Genomic DNA, 25,962 nt, shown 5'->3' with positions numbered 1-25,962 from the left:
GCTCCCTTTTTAGTGGCTGATATTCTGCTAAGGCTAGAAGAAATTCGCCTTCCACAATCGATCGGCCAAGCCACCGTTTCGCTCTGTAGGCCGCATCGCTGCTTGTATGAAGATACGTTCGGTGCCATAAAGCGCTAACGCCTGCTTGGCACGGGTAATCCCTGTGTAAAGCAACTCCCGCGTCAGTACCGGATTGTCATCCGGCGGCATCAAAAACAACACCTGCTCGAACTCCGATCCCTGACTTTTATGCACCGTCATCGCAAACACGGTTTCGTGTTCAGGCAGGCGGCTTGGCAAGACCGCACGCACCTTGCCGGACTGCTCAAACCAGACGCGCAGGTTACCCTCTGCGTCTGGCAGCGCGATACCGATGTCGCCATTGTAGAGTTCCAACGCTGAATCGTTGCGGGTGATGATCACTGGGCGACCGCTGTACCAGAGTCCGTCCGACGCCACCAAGCCACGCTTCGCCAGACCAGCACGAATCGTCTCATTCAGCCCTGCTACACCGTAAGGCCCTTCTCGCAGTGCACAAAGCAGCTGCAAACGGCCGAATTGCGCCAGAATATGTTCCGGTGCGGAGTTTTCTTCCACACAACGCAGGTAGTGACTGTAACCCTCCACCGCACGTTGAATCAGCGCATTGTAACCCTCGCTGGTGAGCAAATTGAGCTCGATGTCGCTGTAATCCTGCCGGACCACTGCATTAAAACGTGCCACATCACCGTTATTTACGGCACGTGCCAAGTGGCCAATTCCACTCTGATCATGAAATCTGTAACTTTTCCGTAAAAACGCCACGGAATCTGCTACGGGGGATGGATAGTTCTGGCAGATCTCATCCACTGGAATATCACATAGGGCAGACAACGCTTCCGCCTGTTGTTGCGAATAGCCCACCTCTCCAGGCCACTGGCAGATATCCCCCAGCACACTGCCCGCTTCGACAGACGCGAGCTGGTCGCGGTCGCCAATCAGGATCAGGCGGGCCGATTCCGGCAACGCGTCCAACAACCGTGCCATCATCGGCAGATCGATCATTGATGCCTCATCCACCACCAACAGATCCAGATGCAACGGATTGGCGGTATTGTGGCGGAAATTGTGACTGTTCGGGATCACCCCCAGCAGACGGTGTAATGTACTGGCCTCAGAGGGGATAAGCGCACGCTGCTCCATCGAGAGCGGCAACTGACTCACAGCCCCGGCAATCGATTCAGACAGGCGGGCTGCGGCTTTACCCGTTGGCGCCGCCAACTTGATCACAGGTTCGCGTCCGGCCTTCAGACTCTGCTCGCAGATCAATGCCAGCAGTTTAGTCACGGTGGTGGTCTTACCCGTACCCGGCCCACCGGAGATTACCGAGAAACGGCGCTGTGCTGCGATCGCAGCAGCGACTCGCTGCCAATCAGTCTCGTTCGGCGTACGTTTAAACAGACGATCCAGACCTGCTTTTAATGTATCCAGATCCACTTCGGACCCTGCAGCACGTTTATGCAAGTTACCTGCGATCATCACCTCATAGGCCCAGTAACGATGCAGATAGAGGCGGTCGCCGTTTAGTACCAGAGGCGTGACAGAATCATCTCCCGTCCCAATAATTTGCGACTCCGGCTTCAATGTGGTGATGCCGTATTTGATCACCAACTGTTTCAACTCCGGCGACAACTCCGGCAGGCGTGACAACTGCAGACAGACATGCCCCTGCGCCAGCTCGGCACTGACCAGCACACCAGCCAGCACGGCACACTCGCTCGCACCCTTCTGCTGCAGGAAACGACCAAACTGATAATCCAGCGGACGAAGCTCTCCCATATCCACACGGGCACGGAGTGCGGTTAACAGCTCGCTCATACCTCACCTCCCTGTGCAAACTGCTGGTCCAGCTGTTCTATAAAGTCAGCCTCCGGGCGTACATGGAAGATGCCGTTATCACCTTGCCCCATACCACGCAGGAATAGGTAGAACACGCCACCCATATGTTGCTCGTAGTCGTAATCTGGTATCCGGCTCTGCAACAGGCGATGTAACGCCAGGGTATAGAGCTGGTACTGCAGGTCGTAGCGGTGGTCGATCATCGCCTCCGCCATCGCGTGCTGCGTATACGCATCGTGGCTATCACCCAGGAAATTAGATTTGTAGTCCAGCACGTAATAACGCCCGTTGTGGCGGAACACCAGATCGATAAAACCTTTCAACATACCGGTGACCCGATCGAAGTTCAGAAAACTGGCCTGTGCTGAAAGCGGATCCTGACTGCGGATCAACTGATTGAGCGCGCCGCAGTCCAATCCATTGATCGGCAGCATAAACTCCATCTCCACCAGCTTGTTGTCAGCGGAGAGATCCCGCAGCCTGGTACCGTCGACACCGAGATCGCTGTCCAACACATCAGCCACCAGGGTTTCCAGTACCGCTGTCCACTCGGTGTCATACCCTTCCAGCGTGAGGCGTTCCTGCAGGTATTCGGTCAGTTCTGCACCGCCAGCAGTTGGGAAATCCAGGTCTTCAAATACCGCGTGCAGGAAGGTACCGGCGCGTGCACCTTTGGGAAAGCTGAAGATCGACTGTTCCGGCTCGGCAACTTCGACCTCTTCACCCGCTACCTCCAGATCCAGTCCGGGCAGCTCTGGCAGCTGGTGTCCGCCGCCATGACTGCTCAGCGCGGAGTAACTGGTCATCCGCCAGTTGCGGTCGATACGCGCCTTAAACTGACGTGCTTCAAGCTCTGGCTGCTGTGTCAGCGCCTCTGCAAACAGATCAATCTGTGGTGCCGTTTGTGGCGGTTCGAGCACGGCGATGGCGGATGACAGCTCCGGCAGACGTGCTATCGCTTCAGGCAACTCCCGCCCCTCCTGTAACAACAGGTATCCCAGTGCGGTACGTTGCAGCTGCTCTTTTTTCTGGCCCACCTTCACATCGGCCACCCCCATGTAGCAGGCGTACACGGATCGAGTCAGGGCCACATAAAGCAGACGCAAGTCTTCCGCCAGACGCTCTTCGTCCGCTTTCGCCACCGCTTCATCGGACGCCTGCAAATCCATCACGGTATCGCCGTTATCGTCGTGGTAGAGCGACTGCTTGCTATCCTTCATTGCACAGGGGAACGGCAGGAACACCACCGGGTATTCCAGGCCTTTGGATTTGTGGATCGTGACCAGCGTTACCAGGTTACGGTCACTCTCCAGACGCAACTGCTGATCTTCAGCGCTGCCGTTAGGGCTGTTCAGTTTCTCGGCGTACCAACGCAACAGTCCTGCGCTACCCTCTACCTCGGTACTGGCAGTCTGCAGCAGTTCGCCCAGATGCAACAGGTCGGTGAGACGACGTTCACCGTCGGCACGGGAGAGGATCGCTTCGGATAGCTTGCGTCGTTGCAACAGGCGGTGCAGCATCGGCAACACCCCCAGACGCAGCCAACACTGCTGATATTCGGTGAACTCTGCCACCGCCGCTTCCCAGGCTTTTTCGTCGTGGTTAAGGCGGTCGAGTGCGTCCACATCCAGCTGCAGGATAGAGGTCGCCAGCGCGGCGCGCACAAAGCGTTCATTCTGTGGCTCCTGTACCGCCTGCAACAGCAACAGCAGGTCCAGGGCTTCCTGGGTGGAGAACACACTTTCACGGTTACTCAGGTAAACGCAGGGACGCTGGAACTCAGCCAGTGCCTGACGGATCGCATCCGCCTCGTAGCGGTCACGCACCAGCACCGCGATATCCCCCGCCGCCAAATCCCGATCACCCAGGGTGGTATCACCGCTCAGCAGGCGTTCGATCTCAGCCGCGGTCGCACGGGCAAACCGGGCAAAGTAGGTGTTGCGATTGATCGGCTCCTCATCCTCCTCGTACCAGAAGGTCATCGCCGGGATCTCTTTGCCACCCAGCAACAGAGGTTTCTTGTCGGACTTGCCACCGGCCTTCACCGCCTGGAACTGGATATCTTGCTCGTAGATAAAGGGCGCATTGGCGCTTTCGAACAGACGGTTCACCGACTCCACCATACGACTTGTGGAGCGCCAGTTCGTATCCAGGGTGTACGGCGCCTCAACTTGGCGGCGGGCGTGAATATAGGTAAAGATATCTGCGCCACGGAAGGCGTAGATTGCCTGTTTCGGGTCGCCAATCATCACCAGGCCAGGACGGTACTCCGCTGTTGCTTCCTCTCCGCCGTAGATGCGGTTGAAGATGCGGTACTGCATCGGGTCGGTATCCTGGAACTCGTCAATCAGCGCCAGCGGGAACTGGTTGCGGATCGCTCCGGCCAGCAAACCGGATTGGTCATTGCTTAGCGCCCGATCCAGGTTGATCAGCAGGTCATCGAAGGTGAGCAAGTTGTGTTGCTGTTTGTGCTGATCGAAACGCGCACGCACGTTACGGTAGGCACGGGCCAACATGATCTCACGCACTGGCACCTGAGCTTCCAGCAGCTCTTCGATCAGGCGAAACAATTCGTGCTCCGGCGGATTACCTTTCGGGGATTTCTCATACAAACGTGACTGCTGGAGCCGATCCAGCACTTTCAGCAGATCTTTGTCTAAAACGGCTCTATCCGATTCGGCGAACTCACCGATCTTCGCCAGCCAGTTGGGCAGCAGGTTCTTTTTATAGGAGCTTTTGTTGACGCCAGAATCGCGAATCAATACTTCCAGATCGGTTTCATCACTAAGCCAGAGAGACTTGAAGCGCGTTAGCTGGCTCTGGAACTGCTCAAACAGTTTGCCCAGATCCTGATCCGACAGGTCCGGTTGCAGACGCAGTTCGGGCGAACTCCAGAAGCCGCTCAGGTCCCGGCTCAGATCTCCTGGGGTTTTCCACAAATGCAAAACGGCAGAGGCGATCCCCGCCTGCATGCGATAGATCTCAGCTCGCCAGAAATCCATCACCGCCTGATTAAGCAGGCGCTGGGAATCCTGGGTCAGTTCGGTCTCGAACAGCGCGCCACTCTCAAAGGCGTGGCGCTTGAGCATACGCTGACAGAAGCCGTGGATGGTAAAGATCGCCGCTTCATCCATTTGCTGGGCAGCCTGCTCCAACAGTTTTACTGCACTGTCTCTGTCTTCGACCGCATCGGTCAGCACCTTTAGCAAGGGCTCTTTAATTGGATGGCCGTTAAGCGCTAGCATAAAGGCCTGACGCGCTTCAGCGATACGTATACGGATACGGTCGCGCAGTTCTTCGGTGGCCGCTTCGGTAAAGGTCACCACCAGAATCTGGTCGGGACCGAGAGGTTGTACAGGCCCTTCTTCACCGTGGCCCAACAACAGGCGCAGATACAATGCGGTGATGGTGTAGGTCTTACCGGTACCGGCGCTGGCCTCAATCAGGCGCATGCCATGCAGCGGAAACGTTAGTGGCTGCAGTGGAATCAGATCACTCATATCCTTTTATTCCTTTCCCTCTTCCATCCACGGCACAATCGGTGCCAACACCTTATCCACCAGCGGAATCAGTCCCGGCTCAAAGGCACTGTAGTGCGGGTATACACGGCGCAGGTACGGATCTTCGATGGCGCCGTAGCTGTTGAAACCACCCTCGAAGCGGGTTTGCGCCTTGGTGCGCGCTTTGTCTTCACCCTTCTCCAGCTCAGCCAGATAGGCCCAGCCGACACCCGGTTCAAACGGCAGCGGTCGCTGCTGCCCCTCCAGGTAGCGTTTAACCAACGTTTCCAGCTGCAAGATCGCTTCGGCGCGCAGCAACGGTTTATAGGTCAATTGCGCTGACAATCCACGATGCACCGTGCCCTTGGTTTCCGGGAAACAGGCACAGGCCGCTAGGTGTTCGATCCAGCCAAACAGACGATCGTAGCCCTGCACCTGAGCCGGGCGGTAACGCAGCAAGGTGTTGCCGTACCAGCCATCCTGCCAACCGGTGATACGCAGCTTAGGTAAACCAGGCAATTTAATACGAATCTCGCGGCGATGCGGGGTTTCCGGCATCAACGGCTCCAACTTTTCCGCCAGCTCCACACAGTCTTTGCGCAGCTTGCTCAGGCTCTGATAGCCGCTGTGACCCACCGGCAACAAGCCTTCGGCCTGAATCCAGGCATCCACCTCGTCCAGCGGTTCATTGGCTAGCGCCGCCTGCAGGTAACGCTGTTTCAGTTGGTAATCATCCAGCCCTTCCACCTTAAACGGCTCGTCATCCTCGGCACCCGATTCCCGGGTTTCGAAATGCACCTTCAACCGCTGGGTAAAGAAATATCGGCACGGGTTGCGGAAGAAACGCAGCAGGTCGGCCAGTTCCAGCTCGACCGGCATTTCACTGTCCAGCGCGTTGGTGACAAAACTTGGTGGCGGCTGCTGCTCGGCGGCTGCAGCCACCAGCCATTCGCTGGCAAAGCTGAAGAGTTCGTTCCCCTTTTGGAAGTAATCCACGCTGAACGGTGCCAGGGGATGTTCGGTCAGCAGGCCTTGCTTGAGTGCCTCGGCACTGCTGTCCATATCCTGTTCTATACAGTCAGGTAATACGTAGGCCTGTGCCAAGTATTCCACCAGCTCGCTGACCAGTACCGACGGCACCTTCTCGGTGTTGTCGTGGATGGAACGCGCTACATAGCTGATATAGAGTTTTTCCCGCGCCGATAGGACCGCCTCAAGGAACAGATAGCGGTCATCATCCCGGCGGGACCGGTCACCGCGACGCGGCTGATCTGCCATCAGGTCAAAGCCGATCGGCGGCAAGGTGCGCGGATAATCTCCATCGTTCATGCCCAGCAGGCACACCACCCGGAACGGAATGGAACGCATCGGCATCAGGGTACAGAAGTTAACGGAACCCACCATAAACCGCTGGCTGGAGCGGGCATTGTCGAGGCCGTTGTGCAGGTAGTCGCACAGGATCTCGATCGATAAGGGCGCCGACCACCCCGCATCGCTGATCTGCTCCTGCAGTTGCGCCAGCACCTTGCGGACCTGATCGAGCGCAACCTCATCCAGCTCATCCGGCTGGTAGGCACGCTCCAGCAGGCTGTTGATCAATTCGATCCAGGCTTGTGGAGTTTGCTCACCGCTGAAGAGTTTCGCACAGAAGCTGAGCAGGTCGACAAAGTCAGCCAGTTTCCCCAACAGATCCGCTTCCAGCCCTTCCACTTCACCATAAGGGGCGATACCTGACCACAACTCGTCGCTGTCACCCAATGCGTATCCGGCGAGCATACGCTGCAAGCCGAACTGCCAGCTGTTCTGTTCAAATTCCGGCAGATCCCACTGCCGGCGCTGATTGCTGTCCAGCCCCCAGCGGATATTCACCTCCGCCACCCAATGGCGGATGCGGTGGAAGCCGTCCTGATCCAGACCAAAGCGGCGCATCACCGCCGGTACTTCCAGCAGCTCCAGCACCTCGGAGACAGTCATGCGGCTGTTCGCCAGGGCGATAAAACGCAGGAAACTCTGTAGCAACGGATTCTCTTGCTGCGCTGAGCGGTCGGAGATGGAGAACGGGATATAACGCTCGGACGGTGCGTTGCCAAATACCGCGTCGATGTACGGTGCATAGCTGGCCACATCCGGCATCATCACAATCACATCGCGTGGCGACAGGCCGGGACTTTCCTCAAACATCGCCAGCAACTGATCGTGCAGTACTTCCACCTCACGCAACGGACTGTGGCAGCCATGCAACTGAATGGATCGGTCGTCGCCTGCTATCGGTGTTTTATGGTGACTACTCAGGAACCCATCAGGTTGGGTTGGGAAACGGGCACGGTCATCCAGCTCCAGTATATCCGCCTGCATCTGCTGCAGCAGGCTGTCGCGATCGATATCAACAAAGGCCTCGATCTCCGGCGACTTCAGCTCCTGCAACTGGACCAGATAGTCGCGGCCCAACTTGCCCATCGAGGCCAGGAGCGGGTTGCCGTGCTCGAAGTAGGTGCTCATATCGGTGCCCGGCTTATCAAACCAGCTCCGGTTGAGCTTGGCGATCTGGGCCTGGTCCAGGATCTCACCCCAGTAATAACGACAGGGATTGGTCACCATCAGGTGCACATCGATCTTCTGCCCCATCGCATGTAAGGCTTCCAGATAATTCTGCGGCAGTGCGGAGATACCAAACACAAAGAGTCTTGTGGGTAAACCGTTGTTGTCTCTGCTTCGACCCAATGCGTTCACAAACTCGGAAAACATATTGGCGCGATGCCAGTGGGCCTGACCAAACTCTTGGGTACGATTTACCAGTCCACGCCACAGAATCGGCTGCCAGGGCTGGCTATCGGCAGCCATGTTGCCGCCCTGCTCCCAATCGGCGATCCAGTCGGGGCGGTACACCAGGTATTGATCAAAGGTATCGGCGATCTTGCCGCACAGTTGGTAAAGCTTGAAGTTGCCCTGATCGGCAGCCAGGTACCGTTCCAGATCACTGAATTCCGGCTGGCTTAGCTGGGCGGGCAGGATCTCCATCAGCTTCCAGGTCATCGCCTCCTTATTAAAGGCGGAACGTTCCGGCACGCCCTCCAACACTTCGGAGAAACTTTTCCAGAGAAAAGATGCCGGTAGGGGGAAATCGATACTGGCCGCGATGCCCTGTGCCTGGGCCAGTTCCAGTTTGAGCCACTGGGCCATGCCGGGGCTTTGCACCAGGATAGTTTCCTGGGCGAAGGGATCGGTCAGCGGATCACGCTTGATCAGTTCAACCAGCAGATCCTTGAGCACATCCAGTGCGTTCGAGTGATATATGCGAAACATTACCTTTTCCTGATCAGATCCATCACCGTGAAGGCGCCATGCGCGAAACTGATGTCTGATCCTGAAGGATGGAATTCATGAAGTCCAGATCGACGTAATCTGAAAAAGCGGCGTTGTCATCAAACTGTCGTTTGAATTTGAAATAGTAGCGGCCCGCGTCAATCTAACCGAAGTATGAATGATGAAGATTCAGTGTGTTGAAGTCATTGATTGCACCCATAGCGATGACTGGTACAACCCTACCGCTACAACAAGCTTCCAGCGACCTGAAACACCGGCTGCAATGAAATCACTTGATGAGGAGCCGGCTACTCATCAAACTGGCCAGCGAATGTCCGCCCATCAGGCATGTTACGGCGTGGCCGAACCGGTACCGCCCGGCCCACGCGAAGCGTCTACCGGGGGGAGTTCGTCGAATCCGTTTTCCTTGGTCCAGTAGCTGCGCCCTTCCTCAACACGCACCACGCCATCAAAGCGCTGCTGCAAATACTCCACCGCCTCTTCCAGCGTATCGAGATTGCACAGAATTACGCCGCCGCGGTCGTTTTCAGTTGAGAATAGGAAACTTTTCATGACACCCCCTTGGTTGAGGCGCTAATGATGACGAGAGGGAGGCAAGCGGGTCAAGCCCAATTTCCTCAAAGGCTCTTCAAAATAGCTGCTGAAAAAACTGCGCTGCCAGCCACTCAACCACCTTGGGCTGTAGCGCCAGATCCAATACGAACTCCTGCCCGCGGGCCGCAGCCTGCAACTGAACCCGTTCTTCCACACGGCTCCAGCGCCACGACTGGCGGTGATAACTAAGCGCGGTCTCGAACTGATCTGGATAGAACGCTTGCGGCAGCGTCCAGTGGGTGCGGTTTTCACCCGGCGTGGTCAACTGCAATGCTGGGCTGTACTGCGGAAATGTCCCAAAGCCCGGCAACCCAGTAGAACGCCCATTCAGCGTAAGCTGTTCGCTTGGCAGGTAGATCGTGTTGAACTGATAGTCCTTCTGCATATGCGGGTGATTGGCCAGCTGCGGGTAGCAAGCCAGAATCGCTTCATTAGCCGACGGGGAAGGCTTGAGGATCTCCCCTACCTGCATCCAGCCAAAGACCTGATGGATATCCGGCGCACCTTTGACGAACTGGATTTTGCCTTTTACCCGTTCGGTCTGACGGAACCAGCCAAAGAACAGAAAGAGATCCCCTTTGCCCACACCTTCCTGCTCCAGGTGGCGCTGAGCGGCACCAAACTGACCAAAGGCTGGCAACCAGTTGCTGGCATCCTTCAGCAGGGTTCGGTCGATATCCGGATCGAGATGACAACCGCTACGCCACTGTTTACCGCCCAGTTGCTTGATCAGACTGGAAAGGCTCTGCTTGCCCGCCATCAACTCGGAATACCTGATTGGCGCATCCGACTGGGGGATCGGCAGTGAGAGCAAGCGCCCCTCCGGCATGATCGGACTGGGCAATCCGCCTGCGCTGGAGTCGGTGCCTTTGCGGCTGAGGATCAACTTCATAGCAAATTCAGATCAAACAGTCGCCATCGCTTTGGTTTTGCGCTCCATCAGGTACACCACCGCCACAGCCCACAGCACAACCGGTATCATCATCCAGTTCATAGTGAACCAACCCAATGACGCTTCCAGCCAACCGGAGGTCAGGGCCGACATAGTCACCACACCAAACACCAAGAACTCATTCGCCGCCTGGGACTTGGCTTTCTCCGCCGGTTTGTAGGTACCGGTCAGCAGTTGGGTTGCCGGGATAAACATGAAGTTCCAGCCCACCCCCAGCAGCAACAGGGCAATAAAGAAGTGCCACTCGCTGGTGCCTGTCATGTTGATAGCGATACAGCCAATAAACAACGCTGCGCCACAGTAGATCATCGGTTTGATGCCAAAGCGGTTAACCAGCGATCCCGTGAAGAAGGATGGCAGGAACATGCCCAGTACGTGCCACTCAATCACGTTGGCCACGGTGCTGAACTCGTAGCCACAACGCTGCATTGCCAGCGGTGTTGCGGTCATCAGCAGATTCATCACCGCGTAGCCCACCATGCCCGCCACGACAGCGCTGATAAAATTTGGCTGAGCCAGAATTTCACGGATAGACCGCGTCGGCCCGTGGTGTTCATCACCACTGGCAGGCGGAATACGGATCAGACTCAGCAGCACCAGAGCGGTAATGTAGAGGATCAGGAGGCCAACAAATGCGCCCTGGAACGGGATGGTTTCGATCCATTCCTGACTGGATACCGCCAGCTGCGGTCCGGCCACTGCAGCTAGGACACCGCCAGCCATCACCATGGAGATCGCGCGGGTTTTCTCTTCCGGCGCGCACACCTCCACCGCCGCAAAACGATACAGGGTACCAAACCCGATACCGATCCCCAGCAGAAAGGTACCTGCGCAGAATAGACCAAACTGCGCGCCGTTCAGCGCGAGAATACAGGCCAGCGCACCGCCAATACCAATGCTGTTACCCAGGTAGAAGCCATTCTTGCGTCCGATCCGCTTCATGATCAGCGAAGCGGGAATGGTTGCTGCCATCAGGCCAACAAACTGCATCGCCACCGGCAGGGTGATCAGCGTATCACTGGGTGCCAGATCACGCCCAATCAGCGCCGTCACGGACACCAGCAAGACATTTCCAGTGGTCAGCAGCGCCTGGCACAGCGACAGCAGCACAACATTGATATTCACAGATACTACCTCTCGAAATCCGTTTCTTATGCGTTTGGCGCTGAGGTAAGAAACGACGAATTATAGAGCCAGGATATCGATCATCTCAGGCATCTTCTCAGCCCGCGGCTCTCCGCCCTCTTCCGTACCCTCTCTCGGATCGAAGAAGTTGGTTACGCTGTCGCCAGCGATACCGTGGGCGTACCCCATCTGCAACTCTTTGAAGTTGAACAGCTCAGTGTCCGCCAGGTGAGACGGAACAACATGCTGCAAGGAGCGGAACATGGTTTCGATGCGCCCCGGATGGGTTTTGTCCCAACCGTTCAGCATCTCTTTGATCACCTGACGTTGCAGGTTTTCCTGCGAACCACACAGGTTACACGGAATGATCGGGAACTCTTTGAGCTCACCGTATTCCGCGATGTCTTTCTCGCGCGCGTAGGACAGTGGGCGGATCACCATGTTCTTGCCATCGTCAGACACAAGCTTCGGTGGCATCGCTTTCAGCTTGCCGCCGTAGAACATGTTGAGGAAGAAGGTTTCCAGGATATCGTCACGGTGGTGGCCCAGTGCGATCTTGTTGGCACCGATCTTTTCGGCAAACCCGTACAGGGTGCCACGACGCAAACGGGAGCACAGACCGCAGGTGGTTTTACCCTCTGGCACCACCTCTTTGACGATGGAGTAGGTATCCCGTTCGATGATGTGGAACTCCACACCGATCGATTCCAGGTATTCCGGCAGGATATGCTCTGGGAAACCCGGCTGTTTCTGATCCAGGTTGACCGCCACGATCTCGAAACTGATCGGTGCGCTCTTCTGCAGGTTCATCAGGATGTCGAGCATGGCATAGGAGTCTTTGCCACCCGACAGACACACCATCACCTTGTCACCATCTTCGATCATGTTGAAGTCTTCAATGGCGCGGCCCACTTCACGGCGCAGACGTTTCTGCAGCTTGTTGATGCGGACTTTGATTTTCTTTTCGGGTGATTCTACAGCGGCGGATTCGGTCATCTCTGGATCAGTCTGAAACGTTCAAAATTGGAAGGCGCGGATTATAGCGCAGTTCCTGCTTGGCAGCGACGAAAGAAATGAACGTTTTTTGATCAACTTAGCGTTTTTTTCGCCAGTTGATTTCGTGTGCCGTTTGCGGCCCAACAATCACCTGTTCCAAGGTTTGCGGCATGACGGCGATCCCGGCATGAACCATCAAACGACCGCCCATCACTTCGGCCTGAACCTGCGGGATCAACGGTTTCTGATGCGGATTGGCGTAACCCTCTGGCCACAGTGGCAGGTTAGTTTCCACATCATACTTATCGCTCGCGCCCAGAGTGTGCATCAGCTCGTGCATCGCCACCATATTGTTACGGCCCTGATAGTCCACATGGGCGTAACCGTTCACAAGACCGATCATCCCCTTCTGCAGGCCTAGAGAGTGCTCCAGGATGTACCGATTGGAGGGAGAGAAGAAGCGCATGTAGATGCGGATATCCGGATTGGGACCATCCCAGCTGTCGTTTTGCCAGGACCAGAACCGCATCTGCAGACTCCAGAGCACATTCATTAACAGGCTGGGATTTTCCGGCACCTCCGGTGGCTGGGCTTTAACGATCGGCGCCAGCTTCACCTCAAGAGGCCGGTCGATTCTGATGCCGTAACGCTGTGCTTCCCGCTGCAGGAACAGCTCCATATCTTCGAAGTGCTCTTCGCTCAGCGCAGTCACGTACTGCCCCGTATCCTGGCGGCCATCAGCATTAATGGGATATACCACCACCCAGAGCGGTTGCTGCCACTCGGTCACACGCACGATCGACAACCAGGTGTTCAGCGCTATCAGCAACAAAAGTAGCAGGAGAACGGTGATACGAATCTTACGGAAGGTGTCGCTATTGATCATTCAGACATCATCCCTGTTAGTGCGCCAGAATCACTGTGAGTCAGGCCACAAGAAACATCAGCACCAGATAACGGGCAGCCTTGCCGAGGGTAATCATCAGCATAGACAACCAGACACCTCCCCGCAGCCAACCGGCGATGAAACAGAGAGGGTCACCCACGATAGGCAGCCATGACAACAGCAGAGCCATCGGCCCCCAGCGCTCAAGCCAACGCTGAGCACGCTGATGTTCCGGCTTCTCCAGTGTTTTTAACGGGTAACGGAGTGCCAGCAGCCAGCCCATCGCAAAGGTGATGATACCACCCAGTGCATTACCTGATGTGACCGCAAGAAAAAGAGGAAGTGCCGCATAGCTATCGTTGTAGAGCATCCAGCCAAAGAGGGCTTCGGAACCGCCAGGCAGCAACGTCGCTGATATCAAACCACTGAGGAACAGTCCTAGCAGCGTCGTTTCAGCGCCCAGTTCCATCATCAGCCGAAACCCGCCTTACAACTGCAGACCGGCTTTAACGCAGCGGAGAATGCCCATCTCGTAGACACCGGCCAGTGCTTCATGCACCGGCTTCAGGGCATTGCCGTATTCCCGCTGACATTCGTGAATCACCTGTTCGATATGGCGCAGTTCCGCATCGGGCAGCTCGACCACATCGTTCATCTCCAGTTGCCCCTGGCTTATGCCACGGGCCAGGTGGTTGTAAATCACCTTGGCCGACAGTTTCTGCTGTAGGGCAATCTGCTCGGCCGTCATGCCGGAACGGAACAGCATGATCGACTGTTCCACCTGCGCATCCAGGTCTACCGGTTCGCTGACCTCGTGCTCTTCGATCACGGCTATAAACTGGTCGCCATACAGATCCAATTTACGTTGTCCCACACCGTTAAGGCGCTTGAACTGCTCGTGGCTGAGGGGACGGTACATCACCATCTCCATCAGCGTGGCATCATGGAAGATCACGTACGGCGGCAGATCCTGGTCATCCGCCAGTTCCTTACGTTTGGCCTTAAGCGCATTCCACAGGGCGTAATCTTCCGCTTCCAGCTTGTTCTGCGGCACCTGCTTGCGGTCGTAGCGGCTCTGCTTACGCTGGTCCTTACGCAGCTCGAGAGACTCATCACCCTTCAGCACAGGGCGGCATTTCTCGGTGAGCTGCAGCACACCGTGCCCTTCTGTATCCACGCTCAGGTAACCGCGCGCCACCAGCTGGCGAAACACCGAACGCCACTGTTTCTTGTCCAGTTCTTTACCGATACCGAAGGTGGTGAGTTTGTCGTGGCCCAATTGCACCACACGATCCACCTTGTTACCGATCAGGGTTTCGATCACATAGGTCACACCGTAGCGCTGACCGGTACGGTACACCGCCGACAGCGCCTTACGCGCCGCTTCGGTACCATCCCAGACCGGCACGGGTTCCAAGCAGGTATCGCAGTTACCGCACGGTTCGTGGTTATGCTCACCAAAGTAGGCCAGCAACGCCTGACGGCGGCAGCTGGTGATCTCACACAAACCCAGCATCGCCTCCAGTTTCTGGCGCTCCACCTGCTTGTGCATATCACTGGCCTGGGAGCCTTCCAGCATCTGGCGCAGGAAGATTACATCCTGCAGGCCGTACACCATCCAGGCATCGGCAGGCTGACCATCACGTCCGGCACGGCCGGTTTCCTGATAGTAGGCTTCCACACTCTTGGGCAGATCCAGGTGGGCCACAAAGCGCACGTTGGGTTTATCGATCCCCATACCGAAGGCGATGGTCGCCACCATCACGATCCCCTCTTCGTTGAGGAAACGATGCTGGTTATGGTTCCGTAGTTCTGACGGCAACCCCGCGTGGTATGGCAAGGCTTCGAAACCCTTCTCCTGCAACCACTCGGCAGTCTCCTCCACACGCTTACGCGACAGGCAGTAAACCACCCCCGCGTCTTTCGGATGTTCATCCTTCAGGAACTTTAGCAACTGCTCTTTGGCACGGTCTTTCTGGCCAATGCGGTAACGGATATTGGGGCGGTCAAAACCACGGATAAAACGCTGCGCGTCGGTCAGTTCCAGACGATTGATGATCTCCTGCCGGGTGCGCTCGTCCGCAGTCGCAGTTAATGCGATACGCGGTACGCCGGGAAAACGCTCGCGCAGCTTAAACAGCTGCAGGTATTCCGGACGGAAATCATGGCCCCACTGGGAAACACAGTGCGCTTCATCGATCGCAAACAGACCAATCCGGCATTCGGACAGCAGGTCCAGCGTACGGGCCTGTAGCAGACGTTCCGGTGCGATATAGAGCAGATCCAACTGCCCGGCACGGATCTGATGCTCGGTTTCGGCAATCACGGAATAATCGAGGGAGGAGTTGAGGCAGCCGGCACGGATACCCCACTGGGACAGGGCCGAGACCTGATCCTGCATCAGTGCGATCAGCGGCGACACGATCACCGCCACACCCGGCCGGATCAGTGCAGGCAGCTGATAACACAGCGATTTACCACCGCCGGTAGGCATGACGACCAGCGCATCCTGCCCGTTCAGCAGGGTTTCGATCACCTCCGCCTGGGGTGTCCGAAACTGCTCATAGCCAAAAACGTCTTGCAGGAGTTGCTGTGCCCTATCCATCATGGGGCGGCATTATCCGCCAACACCAGGCTGCTGTCATCAACGATTCATCCTACCCGCGGCTATATTTCTTCAAATAAGGCTGCTATTGCGCGGTTTTCCGGCTAGAATCGCACCTGTAATTTACTTGACGGGATGTTGCAATGAACGCACTGACTCACGCTGAACTGTCCGACGCTGAACTGGACGAACTGGAGGACTTCCTCTACTCCGACGCTGTATCTGAAGATTCTCTGGATCTGGTAGGCGTGCACGGGTTGTTCACCGCCTGCAACATCAGCCCAAAAGCCGTCTCCGAACAGGAGTGGAGTGAACTGGTCTTTGACGGTGCGCCAACCTGGGATTCCGAGGAACAGCACGACCGTATCATGGAGATGCTGCGTCGCCTGTACCAGATGATCAACAGCAACCTGTACAGTGATCAGGAAATTGATCTGCCGTGCGAGCTGACCCTGATCCCGGACGAAGACGAAGATATGTCTGGTCTGACCTGGTGGGCACAGGCGTTCATGGAAGGTGTATTCATGAACGAGGAAGCTTGGTTCAACCATCAGGAAGAGGAAACCGTCGCTGAACTGATGCTGCCGATCATGGTTGCCTCCGAACTGTTCGACGAAGACAAAGAGATGGCCGCAATGCGTGGCGATAAGAAGCTGAGCGAAGAGATGGCGCGCCAGATCCCTGATCTGCTGATCGATCTTTACCTGCTGTTCCACGCACCGAAGAAGTAACACTTCAACAATTCGTTGCCAGTTATTAGACATTAATACTTGGCGGGCACGTATCTTACTTAATTAGCATTCGTGCCCCCACCAGCCTATTCTGCGCTCTCTTTGACGGAAACTGTGTGTGACTACACAGGCATCTCAATTCTTCCGCCTGAGTTTAGCGTTTTCAAGAACCCTCTCTGAACACCTCTTCGCGCCAATTCTCGCCTAATTGCTGCTCAATATACTCACGAATAAACTGCCTGACTTTCTGTGACGGTGTTACGTCTTCCTCACTGCAAAGTTGCTCAAAAGCTGCCTTTTTCTTCGGATCGATTAGCAACGTCAATCTGGCGGTACGGTTTTCCATTTCAGCCTCAGCACATTATATGTTAATAGGATTAACATTGAATTGTATTCTAATACATCTGTATGATTCAAATGATGTTAACTTTATACACATCCTAGAGGTTTTTAATGGGGCATCGTGCGCACCTTTTCTCCCTTCGCCTGGGTTTTGCACTGCGTGAAGCCTTCAAGGAAGCCCCCTATGACTTATCACGTCTGGGGAAAGATCTTATGGCGGGTTTAACGGTTGGGATCATTGCTATTCCGCTGTCCATGGCACTCGCTATCGCCTGCGGCGTTGCCCCGCAATATGGTCTTTATACGGCCATTATCGCGGGCTTCTTGATTCCACTGACTGGCGGCTCCAGGTATAGCATTTCAGGACCTACCGCTGCATTTATCGTTATTTTGGTGCCCATCGTTGCCCAATACGGCTTATCAGGACTCCTCGTCGCCAGCATAATGTCAGGCGTGATCCTAATCACAATGGCGTTGCTGCGTTTGGGACGGTATATCGAATATATCCCCGAATCCGTTACCCTTGGATTTACTGCCGGCATCGCACTTGTGATTGCAGTCTTACAGGTGAAAGACTTTCTTGGCCTGCATATCGAGACGATGCCCGGCCATTTCACCGAAAAAGTCATGCTGCTTGCCTCCTCCGCAGCAGGTTTTGATGCTGGCAGCTTGACCGTCGGCGTGCTCACCCTCGCCGTCATGTTGCTGTGGCCGCGCTGCAAGACGCCGATTCCCGCGCACCTACCGGCGGTAGTAGTGGGTAGCCTGTTGGCTTACTTCTTAAATCAGACCGGATATAGCATCGCCACCATCGGCTCCACGTTCAGCTTTGCCTTACCTGGCGGAACGATCGGTTCAGGCATCCCTCCCATACTTCCTGATTTCGAGTGGCCCTGGCTAAGAGTTCAACCTGGTGAAGCCGCAATTGAGTTAACCTGGCAAGTTGCTCAGGACCTACTCTCGGCAGCCTTTGCCATTGCAATGCTAGGGGCAATTGAGTCGCTTCTCTGTGCCGTCGTACTCGACACCATGACCGGTCGAAAACACAGCGCAAACAGCGAACTTTTCGGCCAAGGCCTCGGCAACATCATTACGCCATTTTTTGGCGGTATTACTGCTACCGCCGCCATCGCCCGCTCCGCGGCGAACCTCAAGGCTGGGGCGCAAACACCACTGGCAGCAATGACCCATGCCATTGTGGTGTTGTTAGCATTACTGTTTCTGGCGCCGCTGCTGGCTTATCTACCCATGACGAGCATGGCGGCGCTGCTGCTGATCGTTGCCTGGAATATGAGCGAAGCACCAAAAGCACTCAAGCTACTGCAGGAGGCACCGGCGCCAGATATTGCCGTGTTTATTACTTGCTTCAGCCTGACCGCATTGTTCGATATGGTGATCGCAATCACTGCGGGCATTATCTTGGCGTCGCTATTGTTTATGAAGGAAATTGCCGAGATGACCATTGTCAGGGATGTCAGTCAAAACAGGAAACTGGTCGATATCCACCTACCTGGCGGCTGGATGGTGTTAAAAATTAATGGCCCTCTGTTCTTTGCGGCAGCAGATCGGATCTTTGGCGAGCTATCGCATAGTTACACTGAACAGAAAGGTATCGTGCTGTATCTGGATGGCGTACCACTTTTGGATTCGGGCGGAATGTCGGCGATGAATAAATTCATTGATGACTGTGCATCGCGCAACATCCGGCTGATGCTAGCTGATTTCCAGACTCAGCCGATGAAAACACTGACTAAAGCCGGTTTCCAGGCAGCTCCTGGCTGTTGTGATCTTTACCCAACCCTCGCTGCTGCCCTGGAACAAATTAAAAACCAAGAGGTTCCAGCATGAATCTGCAAACAGCTATCGATCAGTTTGCGGATGGGGCATTAACTGGGGTCCAACTATGGCGAAATCCAAGCGACTTGGATGAATGGTTTATTATGGTCGTGCAGAAGAACGGCCGGTCTCTTGTGCTGGTTGACGAAGAGGACAAGCCCATATCCGCACGTGATATTAAATTGCTTCTGGACCAGCTTAAGACGATAGGATTTAGCAATGCACAGATTTTTTTCTAGCCGTAAATTTCTCAATTAACGACGCGCCAAACCAATCGGTAGAACGCCGTCCTCTGTACCAGAAAGACGGCTTTTTACCACCTACAGCATTGCAATGCTTAATACACAACACGCATGGTACCGTTGCGCTCCAGTACGCGTACCTGGTCACCCGGACGGAAAAACTCGCCGTTTTTCACCTCCTGCACCACGGAGATAATCTCACCGGATTCCAGCTGGATGGTCAGTTCCTGGCCTTGCGCACGGGTAGCAGACTCTTCGATTTTGCTACCCACAACACCACCGGCCACCGCGCCGATCACAGAGGCGATTGCACTGCCCTTACCGCCACCGACTTCACTACCGGCGATACCACCCACAACAGCACCGGCCAGCGTACCTACACCACCATCAGCACGGCCTTCGATTACCACCGGCGTTACTGAATCTACTACCCCGTACTGCACATACTGCACTTTACGCGCTTCAGAACGGGAATAGGTGCTGCCGCTCAGGTCACCGGCGCAACCGGCCAGCAGTGACACACTCAGTATTGCGGATAGCACAACACCTATCTTCTTCATAACAAAATCCTCATCAACGTATCTTCAACGCCAGTTTGGCCAACCAGGCCCATACATACTCGCGCAACTTACGGTGCCAGGGGCGCAGCATCCATTCATCGTAGGTAACCTCATGACAGTGGTGCATATCATCACGCAGTACCTGTCCCACCTGATTAACGAAAGTTGCATCCTGTACCTCTACATTAGCCTCCAGATTCCAGCGTAAGTTCCAGTGATCGAGATTACAGGAACCTATACTGCTCCAATCATCCACGACGGCCGCCTTGGCATGGAGAAAACGGGGCTGATATTCGTATATTTTAACGCCTGCCTTAAGTAAAGAGCGATAGTAACGTTTCGAGGCGTGGAACACCCAGGGCTGATCCGTGTAGGGCCCGGCGATTATCAAGCGCACATCCACCCCACGGCGGGCCGCCCGGCGCAGGGCACCGCGTACGGAAAAGGATGGCAGGAAGTAAGCAGTCATCATCCAGACCCGTTCCTGCGAGCGATTAACCCGGTGCAGGAAGCTGGCCTTGATCTCCTGTTGATACATCCCCTGCACTGTAGTTACACGGATTTGAGCATCACCTGCGGGCGCTGCGGACTCCGGTGCAGAGGGTAAATCCTGATGGGTGCAACGGTTCCACAAGGCGTTATAGACCTTAAGCAGATCGGTAGTGGCCGGGCCTTCCACCCGCGCCATCAGTTCATGCCATGGGCTGCCCTTGGCCTCCGCCCGCCAGTACACGTCGCTTAGACCGGTGCCACCAATGAAAGCAACTTGTTGATCAACAATCAGCAGCTTGCGGTGGTCACGGGCAAAGTTGCGGGTCAACTTGGTCGCATGCAGCGGGTTGTATACCACGATCTGCACACCGGCCAATTGCAGCTTCTTACGGTCTGCCTGGGTAAACTTGAGCGCACCAAAACCGTCGATGATCAGTCTGACCATCACGCCGCGCTTCACCGCAGCGATCATCTCTTCCACAAAACGGTCGGTAATGTTGCCGGATGCCACCAGATAAAACTCAAGCAGCAGGCTGTGGCGCGCTTTACGCATCTCTTCCAGCATAACCGGAAAGAAGGTTTCCCCATCGACCATCAGGTCAATCTTGTTCCCTTCGCGCCACTGAAAACGTTTTCGCATAGTCTCTCTTCAATCCCGGAGAAACATCCCTGGAGATCCTAAATCTCCGCGGGAACCTGCGAATCGATTCGCCTGCTCCCTAGTGCTGATGCTCCCCATACAAACGTGCATAAAGGCCGTCCATATCCAACAGCTCTTCGTGGCCGCCCTGCTCAGAGATCTGGCCGTCCTCAAAAACATAGACATGATCGGCTTGTTTTACCGCGCTCAGGCGGTGGGCAACTATGATGGTGGTACGTCCCTGCAGGAATGTTTGCAGGGCCTGATGCAACGCGAACTCGGTTTCCGTATCCAGTGCCGAAGTCGCCTCATCCAGAATCACTACTTTCGGATCGGAGAGCACCATCCTGGCAATCGCAAGCCGCTGACGCTGGCCGCCGGAGAGTCGAATCCCCTGGCGTCCCACACGCGTGTCCAGCCCATCGTCCTGCTCAGCTACAAACTGATCCAGCTGTGCCACTTTCAGGGCATGCCACAACTGATGATCACTGTATTCCCTGCCCATCATAAGGTTGCTTCGAACGGTGCCATTAAACAACGCGGGCTGTTGCAAAACCGTTGCAACGTGCTCACGAACCCGCTCTAAACCGATTTTTTCTACCGGTACGCCATCAAAGAACACATGCCCTTCACGTGCCGGATACAAACCCAGCAGTACCTGAACCAGTGTGGACTTACCCCCTCCACTGGCACCGACCAACGCGATCTTCTGTCCCGCCTCAATATCCAGGGTAATCCCCTTCAGTACATCCTGATCCGGATAGTAACCAAAGTGCACATTCTCCATCTGGATCGATACCGTGCGCTGACCCGCAAACGGGTTTTCCGCTTCCTCGAAGTACGGTTCTTCATTCAGATCCAGCAGGCGGTTGATTCGACTCAAGGCGGCCTTAGCGCCGTAGAACGAATATTGAATACCCAACACCTCCTGTACCGGCCCCATCATGAACCAGAGGTAGCCAAACACCGCCATCATCTCGCCGATGGTCAGACCGGAGAACACCACCATCAACATCGACAGCGCCCGAAACAGATCAAAGCCCACCAGGAACACTACAAAACTGAAGCGGGTCGCCGCATCACTTTTCCACTCGAAAGCAGTCGAGCGGTCACGCACATGACGCGCTTCGTCGATCAGCCGGCTCAGGTAATGCTTTTCTCGGTTGGCGGCACGGATCTGCTGAATCGCATCCAGGGTTTCGGTCAACGCACTTTGAAAGATCTCGAACGCCTTGTTCTCGTCCTTTTTCAGATGCTTCACTTTTTTGCCGATCACGGTGGTTACATAGATCACCACCGGATTGAGGAAGAGTATGAAAAGCGCCAGCTGCCAGTGCATCCACAGCAGGATAATCGCCGTACCGATGATCGACAGCACGGCAACCAGCAGACGACTGACCGAGCTGCCAACAAAGCGATCGACCGTATCCAGATCCGTGACAAAATGGGACGCCACGGCACCGCTGCCGAGAGTTTCGTATTCGGCCATGGAGATCCGCTTCAAGCGTTCCAGCAAACCGCTGCGGATGCGGAAGATGACGTCTTTGGAGATATGGGTGAACTGGCGTGCCTGCCAGACGTTCAATGCCAGGGCAATCACCCGCAGAATCACCGTAATCACCAGTACGGCGGTGATATAGAGGGTAGGTCCGTGCCAGTTTTCCGGGAACCAGGGATTAAGGGTTTCAACAATGACACCGGGCTGCTCGAGCAGCACCTCATCCACCAGCAACGGCATCAGCAACGGTAGCGGCACCGATGCGATGGTCGCGATGATGGCGATCACATTGGCCAGCACCAACTGCCGCCTGTGTTCCAGCGCCACATCTAAGATGTAACGCCAACTGTAGTGTTGCACCCGGTCCTGCCGCATATACCTCATATCCTTTACACCCTTACCTGCGCAAACTGCTATACGATACGCATTTCACGATAGGAGGGATTTACCGCTGATCATTTTAAAGAGGTGCGGACATATTGCCGGAGGTCCTGTCGCATGCAGAACCAGATCGCACCTTTCCTTAGTTTACAACGGCTTGATGTCCTACGCTTGCTTAGGGAACCTACGAACAAGTCCAAAACGCCTCTGGCATCCAGAGCAATTCGAGATCAAGGCAGTGGTTACAGCCATGCTGGTTGCCTCAGGAACGCCTGCCGGGCGCAAATCGCTAACGTAGAGATCGATCGGATTGCCCGTGTGACGGACCACTGAATACCCCGAAGGGCGGGCGCTAAAACAGCCTTCTGCTTTGTCAGGCAGCTTGGAAAGGACCAGTCATTCCGCTGCACTGCCTTTCGCGCATCAGCGTGCCCTCTGGGTATAAGCTGTTTTATCGACCGCAGAGAAAGTCTCGGACTTACTTCGCAGGTTCCTTAGCAGGAGCATCCGATGCGAGATAACCGGTCATTGGAGAGTCAACTGAGGCGCAACAGCTGGATGTACTCCGTCACCACATCACGCTTGCCACAAAATTCCAACCCCACCCTGCAAGGCGAATCCTCCAGACGATCAATAAACGAAACCACATTACCCTGCAGGTGCTGGTATTGATCGCAGTGAGGGAACATCACCTCAAAACCAAGCGGCTTGTTTTGGCTCTGAAGCGTTTGAATTTCGGTAATCACGCGCGGATCGCTAACGACAAGCTGGCAACCACTTACACTGATATTTTCAACACGTCCGTCCTGCACCGCGCAATGCCCATGCAGATACGCGCACAGCGCACAGTCATAGCGTTGTTCCATTCGCTGATACTGGCGGTAGATCTCCCGGGGTGCGGTATTCATGCGCAGGCGTGCGCGGTGCAGGGAAACGTCTACAACCTGCGTTTCACAGGAGTAGAGGACGCCCTGGTCGGATGTCCGAACCAGCAATGTCTGGTTGAAGCTAAAGTAGCGCTCTCGCTCGACGGTCGAATCCGGCAGGCGGCCTATCACCACCTCTGCGCCATGGGCTTCAACCAGCGGCGTTAACAATTTAAGCTGTCCATCCCTTGAAACCACTTGCACCACTATCCCTGCAGATAACCTTGGCAAGCGGCGAACTGAGCCCTTATTGATCTGCTCCATGACGATCGCTCCAGCTCTTGGGGTTTAAGGTAGGTTTAGCAACAGCTAATACAACACCTTGGAAGTATCTTGCGGTTTGACTAGAACTTTTTTGCAGAACAGGACAAAGGTCTTACAACGGCACTGCAACAAACCCCGTTTCCTAGGGATTTGTGTCACTATCAAACTGACAGACTGCATAACCGGTGAACGGTTGTAAGATAAAATTTGTTTGATTATGGATGCCCCCAGGAAGGATCAGCTGTGAAAGATTATGAAAACCCGTGGCAAACCCTGAGCCGGGAAGACCAATACGACAATCCATGGATCAACGTCTGCGAGCACCAGGTAATCAACCCTGCCGGGGGGCGTGGGATCTACGGCGTGGTGACCTTCAAAAACGAAGCCGTGGGCGTAATCCCTGTGGATGACGAAGGGTACACCTGGCTTGTTGGGCAATGGCGTTACGCCCTGAACGAATACTCCTGGGAGATTCCGGAGGGTGGCAGCCCGGCCGGGGCAGATCCGCTGGAATGCGCCCGCCGTGAGTTGAAAGAGGAAACCGGTCTGGTCGCCGATGAATACGTCCCGCTTATGACCTTGCACCCTTCTAATTCCGTATGTAACGAGATCGCCTACCTGTTTGTGGCTAAAGGGCTCCGCCAGGAAGAACACGATCACGAAGATACCGAAGACATCACCCTCCGCCGCCTGCCGCTGGATGACGCGATCCGCATGGCATTGGATGGCGAGATTACCGATGCGCTGAGTGTGGCGGGCCTGTTGAAGCTGGCGCTGCTGCGGGAACAGTTTGGTGTCTGATCAGTGCCAGACGGTGACAGGAAATGCCGACATCTGAATGCCCCGCATCCGGACATCGGCGCAAAGTACGTTGCTGATCGTCTAACGTACTGACTGAGACCCTTGCACAAGAGCCACCCAATAACTCGCGCCCAAAGGCAGTATTTCATCGTTAAAGTCATAGTAGGGATTGTGCAGCCCCCGCCCGTCCTCAGCAGAACCGTTGCCGATCCAGATATAGGCTCCCGGGCGTTCCTTCAGCATAAAGGAGAAGTCTTCGGCCCCCATACTTGGCGCCTCATTCTGATGGACTTTGTCGTTGCCCACCAGGCTTGCCGCGATATCAGCACACAGCGTAGCGTGCTCCGGATCGTTAACCGTCGCCGGATAGCCAGCGCGATAATCCAACGTACCTGTCGCCCCATATCCCGAACAGAAGTGCTCGACCATCGTTGCCATCTGCTGTCGAATCTGAGTTCTCACGTCTTCGCAGAATGTTCTGCAGGTGCCTGACAGGGTTACGCTGTCCGGTACCACATTATATGCGTCACCACCGTGCATCTGGGTCACACTGACCACGCCGGAATCCAACGGGCTCAGATTACGGCTGACGATCCCCTGCAACGCCCCGATCAATTGTCCGGCCACCACCACCGGGTCAACGCCCATATGGGGCATACCGGCATGGCAGCCATTACCGGTGACCTGGATATCAAACAGATCCATCGCCGCCATCACCGGTCCTTGGTGTACTGCAAACTCACCCGCCCCCAGCCCCGGCCAGTTATGCATGCCATATACCGCATCCACCGGAAACTGTTCAAATAACCCCTGCTCACACATCAGCCGTGCACCGGCCTTTCCCTCTTCAGCAGGCTGGAAGATGAACACAACTGTACCGGCAAAATCACGATGCCCTGCAAGGTATTTTGCTGCGCCCAGCAACATGGCGGTATGTCCATCATGGCCACACCCATGCATCTTGCCTTTATGTCGCGAACAGTGGGAGAAGCGGTTTAGCTCCTGAATATTCAAGGCATCCATATCCGCCCGCAGACCGATCATGCCTGTCCCAGCTGTGTTACCCGTCAGCGTAGCCACAACCCCTGTTTCAGCCAGCCCGGTGTGTACTTGCAGACCAAACGATCGCAACAGATCTGCCACCTTAGCGGCTGTGCGGTGTTCTTCAAATGCTGTCTCGGGATGGGCGTGCAGATCGCGACGCCACTCTCTCATCAACACGTGCAGTTCACTCTCCTGAGCGATCAATTCCGTCATCGTTGTTCTCTCTCGCCCTATGGGGTTACTCAGGCTCATTCCTAATATCGGGCTGCGATTCTACGGCATTTGACGTGTAAATGCCGATATATCGGTTCTAAGCGTTCTGACGATAAAAAACATAAAAGCCCC

The 25,962-nt window shown here is 55.4% G+C and carries 20 protein-coding genes; 4 read left to right on the top strand and 16 right to left on the bottom strand.

All coding sequences use genetic code 11. The annotated features are described in order from the left end of the window. Positions 1–33: 33 nt before the first annotated feature. The 10 genes from recD to recQ all read right to left on the bottom strand — a co-directional run bounded on the left by recD (position 34) and on the right by recQ (position 15,863). Positions 34–1,857, bottom strand: coding sequence for an exodeoxyribonuclease V subunit alpha (gene recD, locus QKW35_RS08480; RefSeq protein ID WP_282352299.1), 1,824 nt, complete (start codon positions 1,855–1,857; stop codon positions 34–36). Further along, complete coding sequence (recB, locus tag QKW35_RS08475) at positions 1,854–5,378, bottom strand: exodeoxyribonuclease V subunit beta (RefSeq protein ID WP_282352297.1); 3,525 nt, start codon at positions 5,376–5,378, stop codon at positions 1,854–1,856. The genes recD and recB overlap by 4 nt, the downstream gene beginning before the upstream one ends. A 6-nt stretch (positions 5,379–5,384) precedes the next feature. After that, on the bottom strand, positions 5,385–8,681 hold the full coding sequence (gene recC, locus QKW35_RS08470; protein WP_282352296.1) for an exodeoxyribonuclease V subunit gamma: 3,297 nt from the start codon (positions 8,679–8,681) through the stop codon (positions 5,385–5,387). A 351-nt stretch (positions 8,682–9,032) separates the two neighbouring features. Beyond that, positions 9,033–9,254, bottom strand: coding sequence for a hypothetical protein (locus QKW35_RS08465; RefSeq protein WP_282352295.1), 222 nt, complete (start codon positions 9,252–9,254; stop codon positions 9,033–9,035). Between the two features lie 76 nt (positions 9,255–9,330). Beyond that, entirely contained in the window at positions 9,331–10,188 is an 858-nt protein-coding gene (locus QKW35_RS08460; protein WP_282352294.1) for an Nmad3 family putative nucleotide modification protein, read from the bottom strand. A gap of 12 nt (positions 10,189–10,200) precedes the next feature. Beyond that, the gene (locus tag QKW35_RS08455) at positions 10,201–11,373 is read right to left on the bottom strand and encodes an MFS transporter (protein WP_282352293.1); all 1,173 of its coding nucleotides are present in this window, start codon (positions 11,371–11,373) and stop codon (positions 10,201–10,203) included. A gap of 60 nt (positions 11,374–11,433) precedes the next feature. Continuing rightward, positions 11,434–12,369 carry a tRNA 2-thiocytidine(32) synthetase TtcA gene (ttcA, locus tag QKW35_RS08450; protein ID WP_282352292.1) on the bottom strand — a complete coding sequence of 312 codons (936 nt, stop codon included), beginning with the start codon at positions 12,367–12,369 and terminating at the stop codon, positions 11,434–11,436. A 97-nt stretch (positions 12,370–12,466) separates the two neighbouring features. Next, the gene (locus QKW35_RS08445) at positions 12,467–13,255 is read right to left on the bottom strand and encodes a hypothetical protein (RefSeq protein ID WP_282352290.1); all 789 of its coding nucleotides are present in this window, start codon (positions 13,253–13,255) and stop codon (positions 12,467–12,469) included. A gap of 40 nt (positions 13,256–13,295) precedes the next feature. After that, on the bottom strand, positions 13,296–13,727 hold the full coding sequence (locus tag QKW35_RS08440; RefSeq protein WP_282352288.1) for a YqaA family protein: 432 nt from the start codon (positions 13,725–13,727) through the stop codon (positions 13,296–13,298). A 15-nt stretch (positions 13,728–13,742) separates the two neighbouring features. After that, entirely contained in the window at positions 13,743–15,863 is a 2,121-nt protein-coding gene (recQ, locus tag QKW35_RS08435; RefSeq protein WP_282352285.1) for a DNA helicase RecQ, read from the bottom strand. A 140-nt stretch (positions 15,864–16,003) separates the two neighbouring features. Here recQ and QKW35_RS08430 point away from each other — a divergent pair, with 140 nt between their 5' ends. Then, a complete protein-coding gene (locus QKW35_RS08430) occupies positions 16,004–16,591 on the top strand; it encodes a UPF0149 family protein (protein ID WP_282352282.1) in 588 nt (195 codons plus the stop codon). Between the two features lie 163 nt (positions 16,592–16,754). Here QKW35_RS08430 and QKW35_RS08425 read toward each other — a convergent pair whose 3' ends face one another. Continuing rightward, complete coding sequence (locus QKW35_RS08425) at positions 16,755–16,937, bottom strand: CopG family transcriptional regulator (RefSeq protein ID WP_282352280.1); 183 nt, start codon at positions 16,935–16,937, stop codon at positions 16,755–16,757. A 107-nt stretch (positions 16,938–17,044) separates the two neighbouring features. Here QKW35_RS08425 and dauA point away from each other — a divergent pair, with 107 nt between their 5' ends. Then, the gene (dauA, locus tag QKW35_RS08420) at positions 17,045–18,781 is read left to right on the top strand and encodes a C4-dicarboxylic acid transporter DauA (protein ID WP_282352278.1); all 1,737 of its coding nucleotides are present in this window, start codon (positions 17,045–17,047) and stop codon (positions 18,779–18,781) included. Then, a complete protein-coding gene (locus QKW35_RS08415) occupies positions 18,778–19,008 on the top strand; it encodes a hypothetical protein (RefSeq protein ID WP_282352276.1) in 231 nt (76 codons plus the stop codon). Before dauA ends, QKW35_RS08415 begins: the two co-directional genes overlap by 4 nt. A 98-nt stretch (positions 19,009–19,106) precedes the next feature. Here QKW35_RS08415 and QKW35_RS08410 read toward each other — a convergent pair whose 3' ends face one another. The 4 genes from QKW35_RS08410 to QKW35_RS08395 all read right to left on the bottom strand — a co-directional run bounded on the left by QKW35_RS08410 (position 19,107) and on the right by QKW35_RS08395 (position 23,772). Next, positions 19,107–19,571 (bottom strand): outer membrane lipoprotein, encoded by a 465-nt coding sequence (locus tag QKW35_RS08410; protein ID WP_282352275.1) that lies wholly within the window; start codon positions 19,569–19,571, stop codon positions 19,107–19,109. A gap of 13 nt (positions 19,572–19,584) precedes the next feature. Then, positions 19,585–20,703, bottom strand: a complete 1,119-nt coding sequence (locus QKW35_RS08405; protein WP_282352274.1) for a phospholipase D-like domain-containing protein — start codon at positions 20,701–20,703, stop codon at positions 19,585–19,587. Between the two features lie 79 nt (positions 20,704–20,782). Then, complete coding sequence (locus tag QKW35_RS08400) at positions 20,783–22,576, bottom strand: ABC transporter ATP-binding protein (protein WP_282352273.1); 1,794 nt, start codon at positions 22,574–22,576, stop codon at positions 20,783–20,785. Between the two features lie 542 nt (positions 22,577–23,118). Continuing rightward, positions 23,119–23,772, bottom strand: a complete 654-nt coding sequence (locus QKW35_RS08395; protein ID WP_282352271.1) for a PilZ domain-containing protein — start codon at positions 23,770–23,772, stop codon at positions 23,119–23,121. A gap of 243 nt (positions 23,773–24,015) precedes the next feature. Between QKW35_RS08395 and QKW35_RS08390 the strand changes: the two genes are divergently transcribed. Beyond that, positions 24,016–24,573, top strand: a complete 558-nt coding sequence (locus QKW35_RS08390; RefSeq protein WP_282352269.1) for an NUDIX domain-containing protein — start codon at positions 24,016–24,018, stop codon at positions 24,571–24,573. A gap of 81 nt (positions 24,574–24,654) precedes the next feature. Here the strand turns inward: QKW35_RS08390 and QKW35_RS08385 are convergent, their stop codons facing one another. Beyond that, entirely contained in the window at positions 24,655–25,830 is a 1,176-nt protein-coding gene (locus tag QKW35_RS08385; RefSeq protein WP_282352267.1) for a M20 aminoacylase family protein, read from the bottom strand. Between the last annotated feature and the right edge of the window lie 132 nt (positions 25,831–25,962).

Source organism: Pontibacterium granulatum, from assembly GCF_029961155.1.
Classification (GTDB): domain Bacteria; phylum Pseudomonadota; class Gammaproteobacteria; order Pseudomonadales; family Balneatricaceae; genus Pontibacterium; species Pontibacterium granulatum.
The sequence above is the reverse complement of the archived record's forward strand: the minus strand, read 5'-3'. Positions and strand labels throughout refer to the sequence as shown.